Origin of the sequence: Virgibacillus siamensis (assembly GCF_039522605.1) — a bacterium.
GTDB lineage: Bacteria > Bacillota > Bacilli > Bacillales > Amphibacillaceae > Lentibacillus > Lentibacillus siamensis.
In genome coordinates this window covers 254,602-275,786 of the sequence record NZ_BAAADS010000018.1, presented here as the reverse complement: position 1 = coordinate 275,786, position 21,185 = coordinate 254,602, and the positions used below count along the sequence as shown (strand labels likewise).

Here is a 21,185-nt window from a genome sequence, read left to right as displayed (position 1 = left end):
CTTTAATAGTGATCCTTTCTTCTAAACGCTAATACAACAGCAATGCCCAAAATAATATAGAAACATATACAGTAAATTATAGAAAAGAGAAACGTCAGACTGTAATCCTGACTAAAAATGTGGTGTTTCATAATCATAGAATGTACGGCCGGTAACCATTTACCTCCATAAAAAGTTGATATACTACACAAAATAATCACACTGAAAAACACCGATATCTTCTCAAAAAACTGCATCCCTAACAATATGATGCCTGACAGCACAACACTCGATAGGATAAAACCAACCAACAATTGAACCAATAGCTTCTCAGGTGATGTTGATATATTCATGAATGGTTGAATCCTATTTAGAAAATAATCAGAACGATCTATCGAAAAATCACCAAAAATTATTCCAGATGAAATATAAATGACCAAAAATAGGCATACCACTATTATCGTATTCTGTATTATAATCCAACCAATCTTTGCTGAAATAAAAGCAGTCCTTGAACCACTTCGAATTAATGCGTAGGTTTTATTTTTTTGCGAATCATAAAATAAATAATCGCCAATCAAAAAGAGAATAAAAAATTGAATAAAGTTCCAATAAAATGGGATTTGATAATCGGTAATATGCTTGATATACCCATTATCCTGAAGTAACAGAAAAAAGGTGCCGACACTGCTTGCATCAAATTGTTTTATTTGCAGACTTTTCATGACTGACAAAAATATAATCATGATAAAAAAGACAATGTATTTAAACTTCCCATATTGCCAACTGTTGATTAAATCACGAAAAAGCAGCTTAAAAAAACCTTTGATGGTCATGAATGGAAGTCCTTTCTTTGAAAGATTAACCCGGTGATTCCATACAAAACCAATGACACAATTAACAGGTAGCTGCAGTGAAATAGTGTAATAGATGGATTCACCCAGTCTTTAAGCGTTAACACCGCGGTTCCAACAAAAATTTTCACCGGCAATAAAGCTGCATAATCAATACCTGCAAGGATAACCAGAATAATCATTATTAAGGCGCCATTTTTTATAATTTGCTTTAGAAATAGCACCAAAAAAGAAATCAAGAGAAAACCAAGAAATTTGGTAATAAATAACACAGCCATAATTCTATTTGCATCCAAATTCCCAACTATTTTTTTAAAGTCTCCATTCTCACCAATTACTTGACCAATTGATCCGCTTTCCTGAATCCAGGTATTCTCAAAACCAATCAGCAGCCCGCCACCAATAAAAGAAATTGCCAAAACAAACAACGTAAACATAAAAGAAATCATCATTGCTGAAGCCACTTGCACATGCCATATATGGAAACGTGACGTTAACGCCAACAAAAATCCGCTTCGCTCACTTTCATCAACAAATCTCGTTAAGACAATCACAAGAAAAGGAATGGCCGCAATAAGAAACATATTTAAATTCGTACTGCCCAAAAGTCCACCAATATCAGCAACTAAGTCAAAAATACCCCATTTAGACCAAGCCCCTTGTTTAGAGATGAGCAATAGACAACACAGAACTGCAAAACAATAAAGTAAGCCGATAATCCAAACTCTTTTGATAGACATTAATCCAAGGCACGAAATACGTATGATACTAAATCGTTTCATTTTTTTCACCGGCAATTTTATACCAAACGTAACTTCCAATCGTTCCAATTAATAAATATAACGGAAATCCCCAATGGAAAGGGACATCAAATAAATACATCATGGAAATAGAATAATTAACATAACCAGTACTGACAAACAATACATCCAGTCCCATAAAAACTAAAAAAGGAAAAACAAGAATTACATATCTGTTTTTAACGGCAGTAGATAGTGCAAGTCCAAGTGATGCAAGCATTCCTCCCAATAAAAACAACATGCTTACTCTGACCAGTATGTAGATAAAAGGGTAATTATAAAAAAGACCCGGTGTAAATGAATCCACTCCAACCAAATTCATGCCATAGTACATACTGTTTTCTATTAACGGAAAAGCCATCATTTCCAATAAAAAATTGACAACAGGCGGGAATATAGCTATCGCTCCACCTACAATAAAATTAACCATAAATCGGATATTAAGATATCTACGCTTTTTAACCTTTGTTAAAATTGCTTTTATAAGTCCTGAATTATAATCTTGGGCATAAGCGTCTGCATAAGGAAGTGCAGCCAGCAACGGAAATATTAAAACATAAATATTGTATGTGGCAGCTCCAAAGAACATCCAGCTTACAAAGGGGTTTCTTGGATAAAAGACGTAATAATCACTGGTTACATTTCCAGGCCATGTTGCAATTACCGGCAGTAGTGCCAAAACAAATCCTGTAAACAGTAGTACATATAATACCGGACGACTTATTACCCGTTTAAGTTCCATTCCTAACATAAAAGTTCACCTAATTTATTTTGTGATAGAATTCCTTTGTTTTATATAAGCGTCTGCAAACTAAATAAAGAATGACAATTACTAAAATGAGATAAACAAAATTAAATAACTGTTCCTGGAGTGATAACCAAGTATCCAAACCTGTTCGTATTTTCCCTGTAAAAAGACTAAATCCTTTAGGAAGAAAACTATCAATCCAAAAGAACATCTGCGAAACAAAGAATACATACATATTATTACGTAATATTGTTTTTAAAAAAATGATGATGAAGGCAATTATAACAGTTACTAAAAATCTCGAAGTCAGCAAATAGCTCCAAACCTTCACACTTGTCACATGATTTACATAAAGGGGAAAGTGCATTTTATTTTCCAAAATAAGATAGACCATTCCCTGCTCAGTCGGCCACAAATTATGGATATGTCCAACTGCCACAAACGAGCCTATTATACCGGTCATTGCCAATAAAACAATTATAATAACACTAATTATTGCTGCAAAAATTATATGCTGATTCAATAATTTATTCTTTTCTTTTATTCTGGAAATAATAAAGTCATTTTCCATCCGATCCATTAAAATTGGAAGCAGAATGGCAAGTGTTGGCAATACTCCAACATAAAACGTAATTACATTCATACTTCCGCCTGATCTGAGATTGACAATGTAATCAAACAACGAATTGCTGAACCCGTTAGCAGCATAGACAGTACTAAGTATCGCAATGACAAGGGTATAACCAATACTGAAAAACATCATTTTCTTGGTGCAATATTTGTATTCAAGCATATTATTCCCCACTACTTTTTCTCAGCTTCGGCGCCAACTGAACTTAAATTAAATGTTTTATTGGAGACTTTCTTATCATCTGAAACATCCAGCTGAAATACTTCTTTTTCATTTTTAATACCTTCATTAATTTTAAGATTCTTTGTTCTTACAAAGAGGTCGACCTGATTATCATTTCCAAACGTTTTCAAATCCAAAAGCACACCAGTATTCTTGGCAACTGTCATTTCGAAAGGCCCTGCCGCCGCTTCTGACGTACTTTTTGAAATGGTCCCTTTAATCTTATATACTTGCATGCCGTTTTCCTCAGCAACATGATAACTCCAATCGGGATAATTATCGTAAATAAACGCAGACCACTGACTACTTGTTACTATGGTATTGGACCATCGCAAGTAATGATAATAGTCTCCCTGATCGTTATTTGTGTTTTGTTTTGTGTAATTATTTTTGCGAGGTCTTTGACGAATAGCGATTCCATCTTTGAAAAGGAGATTAGTTATTTCTATAATCTTATCTCCACTTTTCCTTTTTAAAGTTGCACGATTTTTTCCCTCAATCAGATCCAAGTAGAAGGATACGTGAAATGTCTCTCCTCCAGTGTATCCCCATTCAAAATCACCCTGTACATTCTTTAAATTATCCCAAGCATAATGCATTTTCTTCACAATACTAAACTTTTTTGGATGTTTTTTAGCAAATTTCTCAGCATCTATACTTCCGAATGGATATGTTTCGCTCAAAGAAGGGTCTTTGTGTTTTTGGTTGGCATTAGCTGCAGATTGATCACTCTTACTCAAAGAAATTGAATCGTTACTTTCATCAGCCGTAAATTTTTGAGCTACGTGAGGATAATATTTAATACCTACCAAGGCTAAAGCAAGCAATGAAATAAACACTGCAGGAAGAACTTTCTTCATTTCAAAAACTCCATCCAAAAAATTATAATAGCTTCTTATTGAACTGCGGATAGTATCGTCATACTATCCGCAGACAGGTTAAATAGAATCCGGACTCCAAACACCATCAGCCGTAAAACCTAAATTTGGGCTGACAGCTCTATCGGCTTCAATCCGAACCCTAGTATGCCCATAGTCTTCAAATGCATAATTTAACAAGTATCTACCTCGATGTAAATCGCCACTATCAAATTTGTATACCCACGTTTTTGAAAAACTTGAATAATCAAAATGAACAACCTCAGCATAAAATGCTACATTAGATTGACTCAAATTACGCAATTTCATGTAAGATGAGGTGCTATCTGTTTTGGTTCGAGCATTAGTATACTGTGAATTATATGACTGAGGTGGAAATGTAAAATCAAAAGCTGTATCTGTATAATTATTTGCATATACTGTTAAGCTTCCAACCGATAACACCATTGCTGCAGATAAAACTACAATGTACAGTTTTTTAGCGATCTTCATCTCAGACCTCCTTGGTAAAATAATTGTAAGCGCCAACAAGTTTATTATAATATAAATTTAACATTTGTCAAAATATTGTAATACTAAGTAGTTTTATTAAAAGAATGATTTAATGAGAAACAATTATAGTAATTGTGTGTTGATATAGAACCATATATCAAGTTTACTTTTTATTTTGAAAAACCCAAATTAAAAAGGTGACAGCAAAGAATAAGTATTCCTTGCATGTCACCTTCATTATACGAACGAAACGCCATTACGTTTCATTGTCGTCTGATTGGGTTGTTTCATCTGCTGGTTCGTTCGCAGATTCATCCGCTCCCGATTCATCAATTTCTTCCAATTCCTCTTCCGGTTCCACTTTTGCCACTGTGGCAACTCCCTCTTCTTCGTGCAGCCGAATAAGTTTGACACCAATCGTATTTCGGCCTGTTTGGGAAATTCCTGAAACCGGGATACGAATCAACACACCGGCAATAGTTATCAGCATAATATCCTCATCGCCTGTTACAGCTTTAATCGCTGCCACATGGTCCTCGTCCGCCAGTTTACAGGTAAAAATACCTTTTCCGCCGCGGTTGGTAATCCGGTATTGATCTTCAGGGGTTCGTTTACCGATGCCTTTATTGGTAACATGCAGCACCTGCAGTCCTTCCTCGAGAATTTCCATGGAGATTACTTCATCATCTCCTCGCAGTGATATACCGCGTACACCTGCTGCTGTCCTTCCCATGGAGCGGACCTGGTCTTCCGGAAAACGGATTAAATAACCGTTCCTGGTACCAATCATGATATCCTTTGTACCATCTGTCATGCGAACGGAAATGAGTTCATCATCCTCACGAAGTCCCACCGCAATCAGGCCGCCTTTACGGATGTTGGCAAACTGTGACAGCTGGGTCCGTTTGGAAATTCCGTGTCTGGTCGTAAAGAATAAATACCAGTCTTCACTGAAATCATTAGCGGAAATGACCGCGTTAATCCATTCATCTTTCTCAATCCGGAGTAGATTAATGATTGGAATCCCTTTTGCTGTTCGGCCGAATTCCGGAACTTCATACCCCTTCGCACGATAAACTTTCCCTTTGTTTGTAAAAAATAGAATCGTATCGTGGGTCGAGGTAGATACGAGATGTTCCACAAAATCATCATCGTTCGTTCCCATTCCCTGAATGCCGCGTCCACCCCGTTTTTGGGTTCGGTATGTGGAAGCTGGCAGGCGTTTAATATATCCCTGATGAGTGAGTGTTATCACGATGTTTTCTACCGGAATCAGGTCTTCATCCTCAATGAAGTCAGCACCGCCGACAACAATTTCTGTCCGACGGGTGTCATTATATTTTTCCTTAATGGCTGTCAACTCGTCACGGATAATGTCCAGCACTTTTTCTTCGCTGGCCAAAATAGCCTTCAATTCGTCAATCAGTTTAATCAGATCGTTGTATTCACTCTCAATTTTCTCCCGCTCCAGACCAGTCAGACGCTGCAGCCGCATATCCAGAATTGCCTGTGATTGTTTTTCCGACAATCCAAAACGTTCCATCAGGCCATCACGTGCAATATCCGCAGTTTTGGAATTACGGATTAACGAAATAACCTCGTCAAGATGATCCAATGCAATACGCAAACCTTCCAGGATATGTGCACGGGCCTCTGCTTTTCGCAGTTCAAAAGCTGTCCGCCTTTTTATAATTTCCTTTTGATGCTCCAGATAATGTTCCAGGCATTGTTTAATGGTCAAAACTTTCGGCCTTCCATCCACAAGTGCCAGCATGTTGATCCCAAAACTGGTTTGCAGTGCCGTATATTTATACAGGTTATTCAAAACAACATTTGGATTCACGTCGCGCCGCAGTTCGATTACGACACGAAGTCCGGTGCGATCGGACTCATCACGGAGATCGGTGATGCCATCAATCCGCTTTTCCCGGACAAGCTCAGCGATTTTTTCAATCAGCCTTGCCTTATTAACCTGGTACGGCAGTTCTGTTGCGATAATGGTTGATTTACCATTCGCATGTTCTTCGATGTTCGTTTTTGCTCGGATGGTGATCGATCCTTTTCCTGTCTCATATGCTTTCCGGATACCGCTTCTCCCGAGAATTTCACCTGATGTTGGGAAATCCGGACCGTGTATGTAGTTTTCCATCAGTTCGTCAATCGTAATTTCCGGGTTGCGGCTGACAGCCAACACACCATCGATTGTTTCCCCCAGGTTATGCGGGGGGATGTTGGTTGCCATTCCAACTGCTATTCCGGATGTACCATTAACAAGCAAATTCGGAAAACGGGCAGGGAATACCATTGGTTCCCGCTCTGTTCCGTCATAGTTATCCTGATAATCAATCGTATCCTTACTGATGTCACGCAAGAGTTCCATTGAAATTTTGGACATGCGGGCCTCGGTGTAACGCATCGCCGCGGCTGAGTCACCATCAACGGACCCAAAATTTCCGTGGCCGTCAACAAGCGGATTCCGATAACTGAAATCCTGTGCCATCCGCACCATTGCTTCATAGACAGCTGAGTCACCATGCGGGTGATATTTACCAATAACTTCGCCGACAATACGTGCGGACTTTTTATAAGCCTTATCTGCATGCATTCCAAGGTCATTCATGGCATATAAAATCCTGCGATGTACCGGCTTCATTCCATCACGAACATCGGGAAGGGCACGTGATACAATGACACTCATGGCATAATCCAGGAATGATGTGCGCATTTCCTTACCTATATTTATTTCTGTAACACTGGGACGTTGTTGATCCGCCATTAAAATTACCTCCAAATCATTAAACAAAGGCGTAAGCGTCTGGTTAACGCCGGTTATTCAACGCTGATATAAAACTTGTTTTATACGTCCAGATTCTGCACGTATTGGGCATTTTCCTGGATAAAGTTTCGGCGTGGCTCCACTTTATCGCCCATTAGCATATCAAAAATCTGATCAGCATCAATTGCGTCAGTCAGATTAACCTGAAGCAGTGTACGTGTATCTGGGTCCATTGTCGTCTCCCAAAGCTGGGTTGCGTTCATCTCACCCAAACCTTTGTAGCGCTGCAGGCCGGGTTTCGGTGTTTTCGGAAGTTCTTCCAGCAGTTCATCCAGCGCTGCATCATTGTAAACATAATGGGCCGCTTTGCCTTGCTGAACTTTATAGAGCGGCGGCTGTGCAATATATATATAACCTTGTTCAAGCAATGGACGCATATATCGATAGAAAAAGGTTAATAGTAAGGTACGGATATGTGCACCATCAACGTCTGCATCAGTCATAATAATGACTTTGTGATACCTTGCTTTCGACAAATCAAATTCCTCGCCAATACCGGTTCCCAGCGCCGTAATCATAGCCCGGACTTCATTGTTGGATAAAATTCTGTCCAACCGTGCTTTTTCCACGTTTAAAATTTTACCACGCAATGGAAGGATTGCCTGAAAATGACGATCCCGGCCTTGTTTTGCCGAACCGCCGGCAGAGTCACCCTCTACAATATATAACTCACTGATTTCAGCATTTTTTGATGAACAATCAGCCAGTTTACCGGGCAGATTGGAAACTTCCAACGCACTCTTTCTTCGGGTCAGTTCACGTGCTTTTTTGGCAGCCATACGGGCCCGTGAAGCCATCAGTCCTTTTTCCACAACAATTTTGGCTACATCTGGATTTTCAAACAGAAATTTGGAAAAGGATTCACTGAATGCTGCGTCGGTAACCGTCCGGACTTCACTGTTGCCGAGTTTTGTTTTCGTCTGTCCTTCAAACTGCGGGTCGGGATGCTTGATTGAGATAATTGCAGTTAATCCTTCACGAACATCATCACCGGTCAGATTCGGGTCACTTTCTTTAAACATGCTGTTTTTACGAGCATAATCATTAATCACACGGGTTAAACCGGTTTTAAAGCCGGATTCATGTGTCCCGCCTTCGATGGTGTGGATATTATTCGCATACGAAAAAATATTGCTGGCAAAGCCGTCATTGTACTGAATGGCGACTTCCACTGTGATTTGCTGTTCCTCTGTTTCTGCATAAAACGGTTCATGAAGCACTTCACGTGTACTGTTAATGTATTCCGCATACGAACTGATTCCGCCTTCATAATGATACGTAACTGGCTCTTCATCAGTCCGCTTATCTTCAAGCGAGATCTTAATGCCTTTATTTAAAAATGCCAGCTCACGCACACGCTGTTCAAGCCGTTCAAAGTCGTAGCTTCTTGATTCCGTGAAAATTTCCGGATCAGGCTTAAAATGTGTAACAGTCCCGGTAATGTCTGTATCCCCGATAACTTCAATTTCACCTTGAGGAACTCCTTTTTCAAAACCTAAAAAGTGTATTTTTCCATTCAGGTGGACATATACCTCTAAATTGCTGGAAAGTGCATTAACAACAGAAGCACCAACTCCATGGAGTCCACCAGAGACTTTATAGCCCCCGCCGCCGAATTTACCGCCGGCATGCAGTACAGTCATAATAACTTCCAGTGCCGGTTTTCCGGTTTTTTTCTGAATACCAACTGGAATACCGCGTCCATTATCTTTGACTGTAATACTATTGTCTTTTTCAATGATGACCTGAATGTGATCACAATAGCCTGCCAGCGCCTCGTCAATACTGTTGTCAACAATTTCCCATACAAGATGATGCAATCCCCGCTCACTTGTTGATCCGATATACATACCAGGCCTTTTCCGGACTGCTTCCAAACCTTCAAGCACTTGAATTTGATCAGCATTGTACGCTTGTTCATTTCTAATTTTTTCATCTGACATTTTTTTCACCCACGTTTCCTTGTAAACCTTTATTCTTCTTCCAGCTCATCTGAAAAATCTTCCAGTTTACTTATCATTGAAATCATGCTGGCCCTTTTCTTTAGTGTCGAAACCGATAATGAACTGAAATATATTTGTTCATTTGTAATAACTACTGATTTTGCTTTATCTGTCGGCCCAAAGACTTTTTCCTGTTTCCCCATGTTGTCCATCATTTCTTCCATAATCGTTGAAGACGACACAACATTGCGATCGATAATGGTTATGACATCTTTTGATTGAACAACATTATCATTGCCAATGTGAATAAACATCGTATTCCTCCACGTTTAGAAAACTTGGTTGTCATTAAAGGGAATCTTATGAAAGCGTTTTGTGCTTTCTTAGAAGCCCTTATGCTCTTGAGTGCAAGCTTTTAGGTGACGGCCATAGTTGCACTTATGCAGTAAGAATGTTTATGTTTTATACATTCTTATCTGCCTATGTAAATACTTTTCCATCTTCCACACGGAAAAGTTCCGCTTCCTGCAGTGTTTCATGATTAATTCCTTTGACACTGGTTGTGGATACAAAGGTTTGTATCTTGCCTTGTATTGTATTTAATAAATGGGATTGCCGGAAATCATCCAATTCACTCAGCACATCGTCAAGCAGCAATACCGGGTATTCACCAACTTCATTGTAGATTAATTCTATTTCTGCAAGCTTTACAGATAAGGCTGCAGTGCGCTGCTGGCCTTGTGATCCATACGTTTGTACATTTTTATGATTGACATAAAAAATAAGGTCATCCCGGTGTGGTCCGATTAAAGTAGTTCCGCGTTCAATCTCTTTTTCTTGTATTTCCTGAAACTTTTTGCGATAGATACTCTCTATTGTTCCCTTTTCAGCGGTTTCCGATACGTCAATCGTTGGAGCATACTCAATATCAAGCTTTTCCAGTTCACGGCTTATCCCGTAATGTATCGGACGGGCCCATTTTCGAAGCAGGTCAAGAAACACAAATCTTCGCTCAAGCAATGGACTTGCATGCTCCGTCAGCTGTTCCGTCAGTACATCCAGCATTGTACGGTCCACCTGATGATTCCGCTGAATCTGTTTCAATAAGTGGTTACGCTGGCGCAGTATTTTTTGATATTGTCCCAGATGGTAGATATAGCTTGGCTGAATCTGTCCCAATTCCATATCGATAAAACGTCTGCGTATTTGAGGCGGCCCCTTGACCAGTGTCAAATCTTCCGGTGCAAACATGACAACATTCAGTGCCCCAATATAGTCACTGAGTCGCCGTTGTTCCAGCCGGTTGAGTTTTGCTTTTTTCCCTTTTCCTGACAACACAATTTCAAGCGGAAAAGATTGGCTGCGTTTTGTTATCCTGCCCTCTATTTTAGCATAATCCTGTTCCCATTGAATCAGCTCTTTTCCCCTTGGGGTGCGGTGTGATTTCGTAAAAGCCAGCAGATAGATTGCTTCCATCAAATTTGTTTTACCCTGAGCATTTTCACCGATAATCACATTTACTTTGTCATCGAACGTTATATCCAATTGGGAGTAATTGCGGAAATTTTTAATTTTTAACTTTTCAATGTGCATCAAAAATCACCACAATTAATCCTTGACGACTTTATAAGAGCCGACATGTTCTATTTCAATTATATCATTTGGGTAAAGCTTTCTGCCGCGGCGGTGTTCCAGCTCGTTATTAACGAGGGCTCCCTGCTCTTGCAAAAACCCTTTAACCATTCCGCCCGATTCCAAAATATTAATTAATTTTATAAATTGGCCGAGTGTAATAAAATCTGTATTTATTTCTACTTCTTCATGCATTCATTATCACCAAATTTTTCAGGTAAAGTTTCTTAAATTGCATTAAATGAACCTTCCAATGTACCTTCTATCTATTTTACTAAAGTTTTGGACGTATGGAAAGGAAAGACTGTTTAATCGATGAAAAAAGCTCCTATCATATTAGATAAGAGCCTTTAATTTTTTTAATATGTCCGGACAGGCAATATTAACTGCAGTACGGAATTATCATTTGCCGGTTTGATGATAAATGGCCGCATCGCTCCGGTAAACTCAATTTTAACATCATCATATTCAACTGCTTTTAATGCATCCAGCATATATTTGGAACTGAAAGAGATTTTTAATTCTTCACCTTCAATTGATGTCACTGAAATTTCTTCGGCAACCTGTCCAACTTCCGGTGAATTGCTGGTGATTTCCAATAGATTTTCGCCTGTTGTAGTTAGTCTGACTACATTATTTCGATCTTCTTTTGCCAGTAGTGAAGCTCTGTCAATCGTATGACTCAAATCTTTTGTCTTCACATTAATCGTTGTTTTGCTTTGATCCGGAATCAGCCGGGCAGTTTCCGGATAATTACCATCCAGCAGTCTGGACAGGAATTTTACATGTTTCGCCTGAAAAAGAATTTGATTATTTGTCACGCTTATTTCGATATCTTCATCGGAGTCGTTCAGGATTTTATATAACTCATTTAAGCTTTTACCAGGTACAACAATACTGGAAAAGCTTCCATTCGATTCATTTACAGGAATCTCGCGGGCCGCAAGCCGGTGACTGTCTGTAGCCGTAAAACTTAACGTATTATTTTCCAGTTTAATATTAACACCGGTAAGAATTGGACGTGTTTCCATCGTTGAAACAGCAAATACGGTTTGTTTAATTAAACTTTTCAGCAGATCTGTTTGCAGTTTGAAATGATTATCCGTCTGCAGCTTTGGTAGTTGCGGGTACTCATCGGCATCCTGGCCATTCAGGTTAAACTGTGCTTTACCGGAACGAATCGTTACATTCAGACTGCCATCTGTCTCGATTTCAACAGTTTTCTCGGGCAGTTTCCGGACAATTTCCGGGAAATAGCGTGCTTGAATAACGATACTGCCAGGTTCAATTTGCTCTGCATGGACAATTCCATTTTCTTCTGCAGGAATGAATGACTCGATGGAGATATCAGAATCACTTCCGGTTAATTTTATTCCACTTTGTGATGCTTCTATTTTCATACCAGTTAAAATTGGTATTGCTGTACGTGATGAGATAGCTTTCATTACGTTTTGCACGCTGGAAATTAATTGATCACGCTGAATAATAAATTTCATTGAATTTATTCTCCTTTTTGCACATATAGTTATTTTTTATTTATAAAATATAGTAATAATAGTAATAAGGCCTGTGATTATGTGGATAACTGGGTTTATCCGTTTAACTAAAAGTTATTCACATGTGGATAGCGTGTTTATAAGTGTGCTTCCATTATTCACATTACTCACAGGTGGATAACTTAAAATGACTTCAATTGTTCTTTTAGTTCTTCTATATCTTTATGAAGAAGCGTATCATTTTCCATCATTTTGGTAATTTTTTCATGTGCATGGATAACGGTTGTATGGTCCCGGCCTCCAAATTCTTCGCCTATTTTTGGCAGTGAAAAATCAGTCATTTCCCTGGATAAATACATTGCTATCTGTCTTGGAAATGCAATTGATTTTGTTCGTTTTTTGGCAAGCATATCTTCCAGTTTTACATTATATTTTTCTCCGACTGTTTCCTGAATCCGATTAATTGTAATTGTCCGTGGTTTATTGCTTGGGATAATATCCTTCAGTGCATCCGCTGCAAGTGAAGCATCGATATCCTGATTGACCAGAGATGAATAGGCAACAATTCGTATCAGTGCACCTTCCAGTTCGCGGATGTTTGTGTCAATTTGATTTGCGATATAAAGCATGACTTCGTTTGGAATATCAAGTCCTTCTGCTTTTGCTTTTTTTCTTAGTATCGCCGTCCGGGTTTCCAGATCAGGCGGTGTAATATCGGTAATCAGCCCCCACTCAAACCGTGAACGGAGCCGGTCTTCCAATGTTGGTATTTCTTTTGGCGGCCGGTCACTGGAAATAATAATTTGTTTATTTTCTTCATGCAGCGTGTTGAATGTATGGAAAAATTCTTCCTGTGTTTGTTCTTTTCCTGCCAGAAATTGAATATCATCGATCAGCAGGATATCGACATTCCGATATTTATTGCGGAAATTGGCAGCTTTATTGTCCATGATCGAATTAATAAATTCATTTGTAAATTTTTCCGATGACAGATAAACAACATTAGCTTCAGGATTGTGATCACGAATGTAGTGCCCGATTGCATGCATTAAGTGAGTCTTACCGAGTCCCACACCACCATAAATGAATAACGGATTATATGCTTTAGCCGGTGCTTCTGCGACCGCAAGTGAAGCAGCATGTGCAAAGCGGTTGCCTGATCCGATAACAAATGTGTCAAACGTATACTTGGAATTTAACATGGTTTTGGGTGAGTTCATTCCATCGTTATCATGCGTATGAATTTTTTTTGGCGGTGTTTTTATATCTTCCGGCTGTTGCTGAGTTTCCGGAATAATGAACTGGGTTGTAAGACTGGATCCGGTAATTTCAGTTAAAATTTCGCTAATCAGCTGGGTATATCTTCCCTCCAGCCAATCCCGGGCAAATTCATTCGGAGCTGAAACAATCAATGTATCATTCTGCAGTGATTCTGCTTTTGTGTTTTTAAGCCAAGTGTCAAAGCTGGGTTTGCTGATTTTTTCTTCAATTTTTTCCAGTGCTGCAGTCCAAAGCTCATTAATGTTTTCCAACATAATTCACCCCTTTCGATAATATAAGTGATAGAAAAAACCTCTCTCAATCTCCTAAAGCAAGAGATGGACAGGTGTGTATCGATGATTTTTTTGATTGTGGATAAAAAGAGCAGATGAATACAGTGTTTTTAAAAGTTATATACGTCATCCACAATTTTGTTGATAAGTGTTTAAACAAGTGTGTTAATAAATATCCACATGCTATCCACAATTTGTGGATAAAGGAATAATGACGAATCGTTTTCCACAGATTAAAACACAATAATAATACCAAATAAAATCAAATGGTGCAATGGATTTTCGACAGTTATCCACAATCTCCACCAATTGTAGACAAAACCTATCAACAATACTATATTTTGTGAGTATATTGTCGATAGTGACTGTGGATAGAAAAAAACGAAATAAATTGTAGAAACAAGACCGTGTGGATAAAAAATGTTTCCAATAAAGTTGACAGATGCCGTATTTTTTCCGTATAATTACTTAGACTGTCTAAAAGGAAATTTTTTAGTATAGATTTTTAATTCCTTAGGGAGGTGCAAGATAAAATGAAGCGAACATTTCAACCAAATAATCGTAAACGTAAAAAAGTACACGGCTTTCGTGCACGAATGAGTTCCAAAAATGGTCGTAAAGTTTTGGCTCGTCGTCGCCGCAAAGGAAGAAAAGTATTGTCTGCATAGGCCACTGAAAAACTCAGTGGTCTTTTTTCGCAGTTAAAGTAATAAATGCTTTTTACGTGATAAGTGCAGTAAAGATTGTCACCTGAAGTCCTGGTGATAATCCATTTTGCTGATCGGCAGCCAGGGAGTGAAAAACTTCCTGCTGTCGATGATTTAAAACAGGAAAATGATGAAGAAGACAACATATATTTTGCAGATTGAGTAAATAGAGTCTTCTATTAAAGGTGATAGTCATGAAGAAGATTTTCCGTATAAAGGATAATAAAGAATTTCAATATGTGTTTAAGCATGGAAAGTCTTTTGCAAACCGGCAGCTGGTCATATATTATATAAAAAGGCAGGATCAGGATCATTTTCGGGTTGGACTTTCGGTGGGAAAGAAAATCGGAAATGCAGTAATACGCAACCGGATTAAGCGTTATCTCAGGCAGAGTCTGCATGAACTGGATGATCGAATGCTTCGGGGCTATGATATAGTTGTTATTGCGCGTCAGCCTACAAAAAAGATGAACTTTCATAAGGTGAAAAAAAGTCTGATCCATGTTTTATCAAAAGAACGCTTACTGAAGAAAAAGAAGTTTATGTAATTTTATATAGAATCTTGCACTGATTTAATGATAAACTACAACTAAAGTGAGTACATATGGATTAAAAGCATCTGTCATTCGGACAAGATGTTGTTGGTGTGATCAGTAAGGAGGAAATAAATTGCGAAAAAAGGTTTTATTGCTGGTAATCCTGACAGGGTTGCTTGCAGTTTTATCCGGTTGTACAAACGTAAACGACCCAATCAATGCAAATACGGAAGGGATCTGGGCGGAATGGTTTGTATGGCCGATGACTCAGTTTATCAAATTTTTTGCCGAACTGTTTGGTGGTAACTTTGGTCTTGCGATTATTGTTGTAACCGTTATTATCAGATTGATTCTGCTGCCATTAAACGTAAAGCAGCTGAAGAGTTCGAAAGCAATGCAGGATATTCAGCCTGAATTAAAGGAAATACAAAAGAAATACAGTTCAAAAGATGCCAATACACAGCAGAAGCTGCAGCAGGAAACAATGGCATTATTCCAGAAACATGGCGTTAATCCGCTAGCAGGTTGTTTGCCGATTTTTGTGCAAATGCCTATTTTAATAGCAATTTATCATGCCATTATGCGGTATGAACCAATTCAGGAACACAGCTTTTTATGGTTTGAATTGGGGTCACCGGATTACATTTTGCCATTAATAGCCGGCGGGGCAACCTTCCTGCAGCAGAAATTGATGATGGCCGGAAGTCCGGCTTCGCAAAATCCGCAAATGATGATTATGATGTATGTCATGCCGATCATGATTACGGTTTTCGCATTTTTCTTCCCGGCAGCACTGGCACTATACTGGGTTGTCGGTAACGTATTCATGGTTGCGCAAACTGTTCTTATTCGTAAACCAATGATGAAGGATGCTAAAACTGGAGGCGACAAATAGTGAAAGAAATAACTGCCAGCGGACAAACTGTTGAAGAAGCGGTCCAATCAGCAATAGAGCAGTTAGATACAACCAGGGACCATGTGGAAGTCGAAGTGATTGATGAGGGAAAGAAAGGCCTGTTGGGCGTTTTTGGTTCCAAGCGGGCGATTGTAAAAGTAAAAATGGGAAGAAATCAAATTGAGCAGACAAAGGAATATTTGGTGGAAGTTACTAAAAAGTTGAATGTTGATGCGGCGGTAACCACTTCAATTGACGGGCATCATGTAACATTTAATCTGGCCGGGGAAAAAATCGCCTTATTAATCGGTAAACGCGGTCAAACACTAAATGCGATTCAATATTTGGCACATCTTGTTCTGAATAAGGATGGACAGCAATATTACACGGTGACAGTCGATGCGGAAGGGTATCGTAAAAGAAGAAAAGAAACGCTTGAATCACTGGCACAAAAAATGGCTGACAAAGCTGTCCGATTAAATAAAAAAGTGGCACTTGAACCGATGCCGGCGTTTGAACGCAAAATAATTCATAGTGCCTTGCAAGGAAACGATACGATTTCCACGTATTCAGATGGTGTGGATCCGCACCGTCACATCGTCATCAAACCATAATAGCAGATCAGCTCATCCCAGGCCTGTCCTGGGATATTTTTTTGTCCATAAAAAGCTGGAGGGAACCCAAAGCGTTGTAAATGAAATCATTACCGGAATCGACAAAAATTCGGACGGGGACAGTATCGGTCGAATTCGCGCTGTCCACATGTGGATAAGTTTATTTTTGTTGGAATTTGTGATATTCTATGAAGTTAGTGACATTAAAATGAATGGATGTTTCTATAGATATTAACATGTGGATGGAAATGGGGTGAATGATATGGAGACGGATACGATAACAGCAATTTCGACGCCAATTGGCGAAGGGGCGATCGCGATTGTCCGGTTAAGTGGTCCGGAGGCGATTCCAGTTGCTGCATCGGTGTTTGAAGGGAAGAATTTGCTTGAAGCTGTATCACATACGATGCATTATGGAAAAATAATTGATCCAGAGACGAATGAGATTGCTGAGGAAGTGATGGTTTCTGTTATGCGGGCGCCAAAAACCTTTACCAGGGAAGATATTGTTGAAATCAACTGCCACGGTGGGATGGTATCGGTAAACAGGGTATTGGAAATAATGCTTAGTAAAGGCGTACGGATTGCAGAACCAGGAGAGTTTACCAAACGGGCTTTTTTGCATGGGAGAATTGATTTGTCCCAGGCAGAGGCGGTTATGGATCTGATTCGTGCTAAAACAGACAAAGCAATGTCGGTTGCACTGAAGCAGATGGATGGACGTTTGTCATCGATGATTCAGCGGTACCGTCAGGATTTGCTTGAAACAGTTGCACATGTCGAAGTGAATATTGATTATCCGGAGTACGATGATGTAGAAGAAATGTCGAACGAAATGATGCAGCAGAAGACAAAGGAAGTGCATGATGAGATCGAGGAACTTCTACAAGTGGCAAAGCAGGGGAAAATTTTGCGTGAAGGGCTGGCAACCGCCATTATCGGCCGTCCGAATGTCGGGAAATCATCCCTGATGAACTCGCTTGTTCAGGAAAATAAAGCAATCGTTACCGAAGTTCCCGGAACAACGCGCGATGTAATTGAGGAATATGTAAACGTACGCGGAGTGCCGTTAAGACTTGTCGATACAGCAGGAATTCGCGAAACGGAGGATATTGTCGAAAAAATTGGTGTCGAACGCTCCCGGCAGGTCTTAAAAGAATCAGATCTTATTCTTTTTGTCCTAAATAATAATGAAGAGCTGTCGGATGAGGATGAAAAATTGTTTGAAGCGGTAGAGGGTCTTGATTTCATTGTGATAATGAATAAAATGGATCTGGAGCCAAAACTTGATTTAAAAAAGGTGGAGCAGCTTGCTGAGGGAAATCCAGTCATTTCCACTTCATTGATTAAAGAAGAGGGGATTGATGAACTGGAATCCGCCATTGCACAAACCTTTTTTGCCGGTGAAATCGATACAGGCGACTTAACGTACGTATCCAACATCAGACATATTCAGTTGCTGAAGCAGGCTAAACAGTCACTGGAAGACGCCATGGCCAGCCTGGAAATGAATATGCCATTGGATATTGTTCAAATAGATGTAACAAGAACGTGGGAATTTTTAGGGGAAATAATCGGCGATACAGCGAGTGACAGTCTGATCGATCAGTTATTTTCACAGTTTTGTTTAGGAAAATAGGAAAAGCGTAAGCGCCCGTTTGCTAGTTGCTGGGCGCTGGAGCTAGACATGATTGGGCTGGATAAGCTTATAATTTTAATAAAGAAAGGGTGAATAGACATGGTATATGATGCTGGGCATTATGACGTTATTGTGATTGGTGCTGGTCATGCGGGTGTGGAAGCAGGAGTTGCTGCTGCCCGAATGGGTGCCAAAACATTAATGCTGACATTGAATCTGGATATGGTTGCGTTTATGCCGTGTAATCCATCGCTTGGCGGTCCTGCTAAAGGGATAGTCGTTCGTGAGGTGGATGCGCTTGGCGGTGTAATGGCAAAAGTAATCGATAAGACACACATCCAGATGCGGATGCTGAATACTGGAAAAGGACCGGCTGTGCAGGCATTGCGTGCACAAGCGGATAAACCTTTATATATAAAAGAAATGAAGCATGTCCTGGAAAATGAAGAAAATTTAACACTGAGACAAGGTATGGTCAACGAACTGATTATGGAAGATGGCGTTTGTAAAGGTGTGATTACGGAAACAAAAGCAGCGTATTATGCAGAGAATGTCATCATCACAACAGGTACATTTATGCGTGGAAAAGTACTGATGGGGGACCTGGAATATGAAAGTGGTCCAAACAACCAGCGTGCTTCCATTAAATTGTCAGAGTATCTGGAGAAACTGGGAATTGAACTGACGCGGTTTAAAACGGGGACACCACCTCGTGTAAACAGTCACACGATTGATTATTCCAAGGCGGAAATTCAGCCGGGTGATGAAAAATTAAGGGCGTTTTCATATGAAACAACGGAATACATCACCGATCAGATTCCGTGCTGGCTGACGTATACGAATGAATTCACACATCAGATCATCAATGATAACTTGTCGTTGTCGGCAATGTATTCCGGGATGAAACGGGGGACTGGTCCAAGGTATTGTCCTTCCATTGAGGATAAAATTGTCCGGTTCAATGATAAGCCACGTCATCAGATTTTCCTTGAACCTGAGGGCAGAGATACGGAAGAGGTTTACGTACAGGGGCTGTCAACGTCATTACCGGAATATATCCAGCATGATATGGTGAAATCTGTTCCGGGGCTCGAGAATGCGGAAATCATGCGGGCCGGATATGCGATTGAATATGATGCGATTATTCCGACCCAGCTTTGGCCGACACTTGAACTGAAAAAAGTTCCCGGGTTATTTACAGCCGGTCAGATAAATGGAACATCCGGATATGAGGAAGCTGCTGCACAGGGGATTATGGCTGGAATCAATGCAGCATCCAAAGTGCTTGGTAAAGAGCCGCTGATTTTAGATCGCTCCCAGGCATACATTGGCGTGCTGATTGATGACCTTGTCACAAAAGGAACAAATGAGCCGTATCGTTTGCTGACATCCCGTGCCGAATACCGCCTGCTGCTTCGTCACGATAATGCAGATCTCAGGTTGACAGAAATCGGGTATAAGCTTGGTTTGATTAAAGAAGAACGCTACGATAAATACGTTGAAAAGAATCAAATGGTGGAAGAAGAGAAGAACCGCCTGTACAAAATCGTGCTCAAGCCGGAGGAACATGTACAAGAAATGATGCGGAACGCCAATGGAACGCCATTAAAAGAAGCGGTGCGTTCATACGATCTTCTAAAGCGGCCGGAAATCAGCTATGACAGACTGGAGACCGTTATTGAGCCAAATCCTGATTTGCCGGAAGTTGTCCGTGAACAGGTGGAAATCCAAATTAAATACGAAGGGTATATTAAAAAGGCAAATGAACAAGTAGAACGGATGCTTAAAATGGAGGATAAGAAGATACCGGATAATATTGATTATGATGATATCAGCGGTATTGCAACAGAAGCGAGGGAAAAATTGAAACAAGTACGCCCGCTTTCTGTCGGTCAGGCGTCACGTATTTCCGGTGTAAATCCATCCGATATTTCCATTTTGCTTATCTATATTGAACAAGGAAAAATCGCCAGGGTTGCCAATTAATGAGTGGGGAGTCTTTGTATGAATCCAGAACAATTTACCGAGGAATTGCGTCAGCAGGGTATTCAATTAAGCGATACCCAGCTGGAGCAATTTAATCGCTATTTTGAAACACTTACAGAACGGAACGAAAAAATAAACCTGACAGCATTGAAAAGCAGGGAAGATGTTTATTTAAAGCATTTCTTTGATTCCATTACAGCTGCATTTCACCATGATTTCACGAATGCTTCCCATATTTGTGATGTGGGTGCCGGGGCCGGGTTCCCGAGCATCCCACTCAAAATATGTTTTCCACATTTACGCGTGACAATCGTTGATTCACTGAAGAAGCGGATAAATTTTTTAAATCAACTTGCAGTACAGTTGGATCTTGAAAATGTAGCATTTTATCATGACAGGGCAGAAACATTTGGCAAAAGTGTGAAATTCAGGGAGTCATTTGATGTTGTCACAGCCAGAGCAGTTGCCCGAATGTCTGTATTAAGTGAATTGTGTCTGCCGCTGACAAAAAAGGGCGGCGTGTTTATTGCTATGAAAGGGGCACAGGCTGAAACTGAATTAGAAAATGCCGATGAAGCAATTGAAATACTGGGTGGAAAAATGAACGCATTTCATACGTTTACATTGCCGATGGAAGAAAGTGAACGTTCCATTATTATCATAGATAAAAAACGAAAAACACCGAAGAAATATCCACGTAAACCTGGATTGCCGAATAAGGATCCTATTGAATAAAGCTCGGAA

At 39.8% G+C, this 21,185-nt stretch carries 20 protein-coding genes; 7 read left to right on the top strand and 13 right to left on the bottom strand.

Annotation, left to right across the window (positions count from 1 at the left end; translation table 11 throughout):
* Positions 1-2 precede the first annotated feature (2 nt).
* From ABD010_RS13740 to dnaA, 13 genes are all read right to left on the bottom strand, one after another.
* A complete protein-coding gene (locus ABD010_RS13740; protein ID WP_343814202.1) occupies positions 3-815 on the bottom strand; it encodes a hypothetical protein in 813 nt (270 codons plus the stop codon).
* Positions 812-1,624 (bottom strand): hypothetical protein, encoded by an 813-nt coding sequence (locus tag ABD010_RS13735; RefSeq protein ID WP_343814199.1) that lies wholly within the window; start codon positions 1,622-1,624, stop codon positions 812-814. The genes ABD010_RS13740 and ABD010_RS13735 overlap by 4 nt, the downstream gene beginning before the upstream one ends.
* A complete protein-coding gene (locus ABD010_RS13730; protein WP_343814196.1) occupies positions 1,602-2,384 on the bottom strand; it encodes a hypothetical protein in 783 nt (260 codons plus the stop codon). Before ABD010_RS13730 ends, ABD010_RS13735 begins: the two co-directional genes overlap by 23 nt.
* Before the next feature lie 10 nt (positions 2,385-2,394).
* On the bottom strand, positions 2,395-3,174 hold the full coding sequence (locus ABD010_RS13725) for a hypothetical protein (RefSeq protein ID WP_343814193.1): 780 nt from the start codon (positions 3,172-3,174) through the stop codon (positions 2,395-2,397).
* Between the two features lie 11 nt (positions 3,175-3,185).
* Positions 3,186-4,094, bottom strand: coding sequence for a hypothetical protein (locus ABD010_RS13720; RefSeq protein ID WP_343814189.1), 909 nt, complete (start codon positions 4,092-4,094; stop codon positions 3,186-3,188).
* Positions 4,095-4,172: 78 nt separating this feature from the next.
* Positions 4,173-4,604 carry a hypothetical protein gene (locus ABD010_RS13715; RefSeq protein WP_343814186.1) on the bottom strand — a complete coding sequence of 144 codons (432 nt, stop codon included), beginning with the start codon at positions 4,602-4,604 and terminating at the stop codon, positions 4,173-4,175.
* A gap of 256 nt (positions 4,605-4,860) precedes the next feature.
* A complete protein-coding gene (gene gyrA, locus ABD010_RS13710; RefSeq protein ID WP_343814183.1) occupies positions 4,861-7,380 on the bottom strand; it encodes a DNA gyrase subunit A in 2,520 nt (839 codons plus the stop codon).
* Positions 7,381-7,460: 80 nt separating this feature from the next.
* Complete coding sequence (gyrB, locus tag ABD010_RS13705) at positions 7,461-9,383, bottom strand: DNA topoisomerase (ATP-hydrolyzing) subunit B (RefSeq protein ID WP_343814180.1); 1,923 nt, start codon at positions 9,381-9,383, stop codon at positions 7,461-7,463.
* Positions 9,384-9,412: 29 nt separating this feature from the next.
* Complete coding sequence (gene remB, locus ABD010_RS13700) at positions 9,413-9,697, bottom strand: extracellular matrix regulator RemB (RefSeq protein ID WP_343814177.1); 285 nt, start codon at positions 9,695-9,697, stop codon at positions 9,413-9,415.
* Positions 9,698-9,863: 166 nt separating this feature from the next.
* On the bottom strand, positions 9,864-10,976 hold the full coding sequence (gene recF / locus ABD010_RS13695) for a DNA replication/repair protein RecF (protein ID WP_343814174.1): 1,113 nt from the start codon (positions 10,974-10,976) through the stop codon (positions 9,864-9,866).
* A 15-nt stretch (positions 10,977-10,991) separates the two neighbouring features.
* Positions 10,992-11,210: a S4 domain-containing protein YaaA gene (gene yaaA, locus ABD010_RS13690; RefSeq protein WP_343814171.1), complete on the bottom strand. Its 219-nt coding sequence runs from the start codon at positions 11,208-11,210 to the stop codon at positions 10,992-10,994.
* 164 nt (positions 11,211-11,374) lie between these two features.
* Entirely contained in the window at positions 11,375-12,511 is a 1,137-nt protein-coding gene (gene dnaN, locus ABD010_RS13685) for a DNA polymerase III subunit beta (protein WP_343814168.1), read from the bottom strand.
* Between the two features lie 182 nt (positions 12,512-12,693).
* On the bottom strand, positions 12,694-14,043 hold the full coding sequence (dnaA, locus tag ABD010_RS13680) for a chromosomal replication initiator protein DnaA (protein ID WP_343814513.1): 1,350 nt from the start codon (positions 14,041-14,043) through the stop codon (positions 12,694-12,696).
* A 554-nt stretch (positions 14,044-14,597) separates the two neighbouring features.
* Between dnaA and rpmH the strand changes: the two genes are divergently transcribed.
* The 7 genes from rpmH (at position 14,598) to rsmG (ending at position 21,176) form a co-directional block, all read left to right on the top strand.
* Entirely contained in the window at positions 14,598-14,732 is a 135-nt protein-coding gene (rpmH, locus tag ABD010_RS13675; protein ID WP_035507360.1) for a 50S ribosomal protein L34, read from the top strand.
* Positions 14,733-14,965: 233 nt separating this feature from the next.
* Positions 14,966-15,319, top strand: coding sequence for a ribonuclease P protein component (gene rnpA, locus ABD010_RS13670; RefSeq protein ID WP_343814160.1), 354 nt, complete (start codon positions 14,966-14,968; stop codon positions 15,317-15,319).
* Between the two features lie 121 nt (positions 15,320-15,440).
* A complete protein-coding gene (spoIIIJ, locus tag ABD010_RS13665) occupies positions 15,441-16,202 on the top strand; it encodes a YidC family membrane integrase SpoIIIJ (RefSeq protein ID WP_343814157.1) in 762 nt (253 codons plus the stop codon).
* On the top strand, positions 16,202-16,816 hold the full coding sequence (jag, locus tag ABD010_RS13660; protein ID WP_343814154.1) for an RNA-binding cell elongation regulator Jag/EloR: 615 nt from the start codon (positions 16,202-16,204) through the stop codon (positions 16,814-16,816). The genes spoIIIJ and jag overlap by 1 nt, the downstream gene beginning before the upstream one ends.
* Before the next feature lie 262 nt (positions 16,817-17,078).
* Positions 17,079-18,455 (top strand): tRNA uridine-5-carboxymethylaminomethyl(34) synthesis GTPase MnmE, encoded by a 1,377-nt coding sequence (gene mnmE, locus ABD010_RS13655; protein ID WP_343814151.1) that lies wholly within the window; start codon positions 17,079-17,081, stop codon positions 18,453-18,455.
* Positions 18,456-18,554: 99 nt separating this feature from the next.
* Positions 18,555-20,441 (top strand): tRNA uridine-5-carboxymethylaminomethyl(34) synthesis enzyme MnmG, encoded by a 1,887-nt coding sequence (gene mnmG, locus ABD010_RS13650; RefSeq protein WP_343814148.1) that lies wholly within the window; start codon positions 18,555-18,557, stop codon positions 20,439-20,441.
* 18 nt (positions 20,442-20,459) lie between these two features.
* Positions 20,460-21,176 (top strand): 16S rRNA (guanine(527)-N(7))-methyltransferase RsmG, encoded by a 717-nt coding sequence (gene rsmG / locus ABD010_RS13645; RefSeq protein WP_343814145.1) that lies wholly within the window; start codon positions 20,460-20,462, stop codon positions 21,174-21,176.
* Positions 21,177-21,185 lie beyond the last annotated feature (9 nt).

Bases quoted from the DNA above. Each gene is read 5' to 3' on its own strand.
- yaaA (WP_343814171.1), bottom strand. From the start codon at position 11,210: ATGCATGAAGAAGTAGAAATAAATACAGATTTTATTACACTCGGCCAA.
- gyrB (WP_343814180.1), bottom strand. From the start codon at position 9,383: ATGTCAGATGAAAAAATTAGAAATGAACAAGCGTACAATGCTGATCAA.
- dnaN (WP_343814168.1), bottom strand. From the start codon at position 12,511: ATGAAATTTATTATTCAGCGTGATCAATTAATTTCCAGCGTGCAAAAC.
- rpmH (WP_035507360.1), top strand. From the start codon at position 14,598: ATGAAGCGAACATTTCAACCAAATAATCGTAAACGTAAAAAAGTACAC.
- ABD010_RS13730 (WP_343814196.1), bottom strand. From the start codon at position 2,384: ATGTTAGGAATGGAACTTAAACGGGTAATAAGTCGTCCGGTATTATAT.
- mnmE (WP_343814151.1), top strand. From the start codon at position 17,079: ATGGAGACGGATACGATAACAGCAATTTCGACGCCAATTGGCGAAGGG.
- ABD010_RS13725 (WP_343814193.1), bottom strand. From the start codon at position 3,174: ATGCTTGAATACAAATATTGCACCAAGAAAATGATGTTTTTCAGTATT.
- ABD010_RS13720 (WP_343814189.1), bottom strand. From the start codon at position 4,094: ATGAAGAAAGTTCTTCCTGCAGTGTTTATTTCATTGCTTGCTTTAGCC.
- gyrA (WP_343814183.1), bottom strand. From the start codon at position 7,380: ATGGCGGATCAACAACGTCCCAGTGTTACAGAAATAAATATAGGTAAG.
- ABD010_RS13715 (WP_343814186.1), bottom strand. From the start codon at position 4,604: ATGAAGATCGCTAAAAAACTGTACATTGTAGTTTTATCTGCAGCAATG.
- recF (WP_343814174.1), bottom strand. From the start codon at position 10,976: ATGCACATTGAAAAGTTAAAAATTAAAAATTTCCGCAATTACTCCCAA.
- rnpA (WP_343814160.1), top strand. From the start codon at position 14,966: ATGAAGAAGATTTTCCGTATAAAGGATAATAAAGAATTTCAATATGTG.
- mnmG (WP_343814148.1), top strand. From the start codon at position 18,555: ATGGTATATGATGCTGGGCATTATGACGTTATTGTGATTGGTGCTGGT.
- ABD010_RS13740 (WP_343814202.1), bottom strand. From the start codon at position 815: ATGACCATCAAAGGTTTTTTTAAGCTGCTTTTTCGTGATTTAATCAAC.
- rsmG (WP_343814145.1), top strand. From the start codon at position 20,460: ATGAATCCAGAACAATTTACCGAGGAATTGCGTCAGCAGGGTATTCAA.
- remB (WP_343814177.1), bottom strand. From the start codon at position 9,697: ATGTTTATTCACATTGGCAATGATAATGTTGTTCAATCAAAAGATGTC.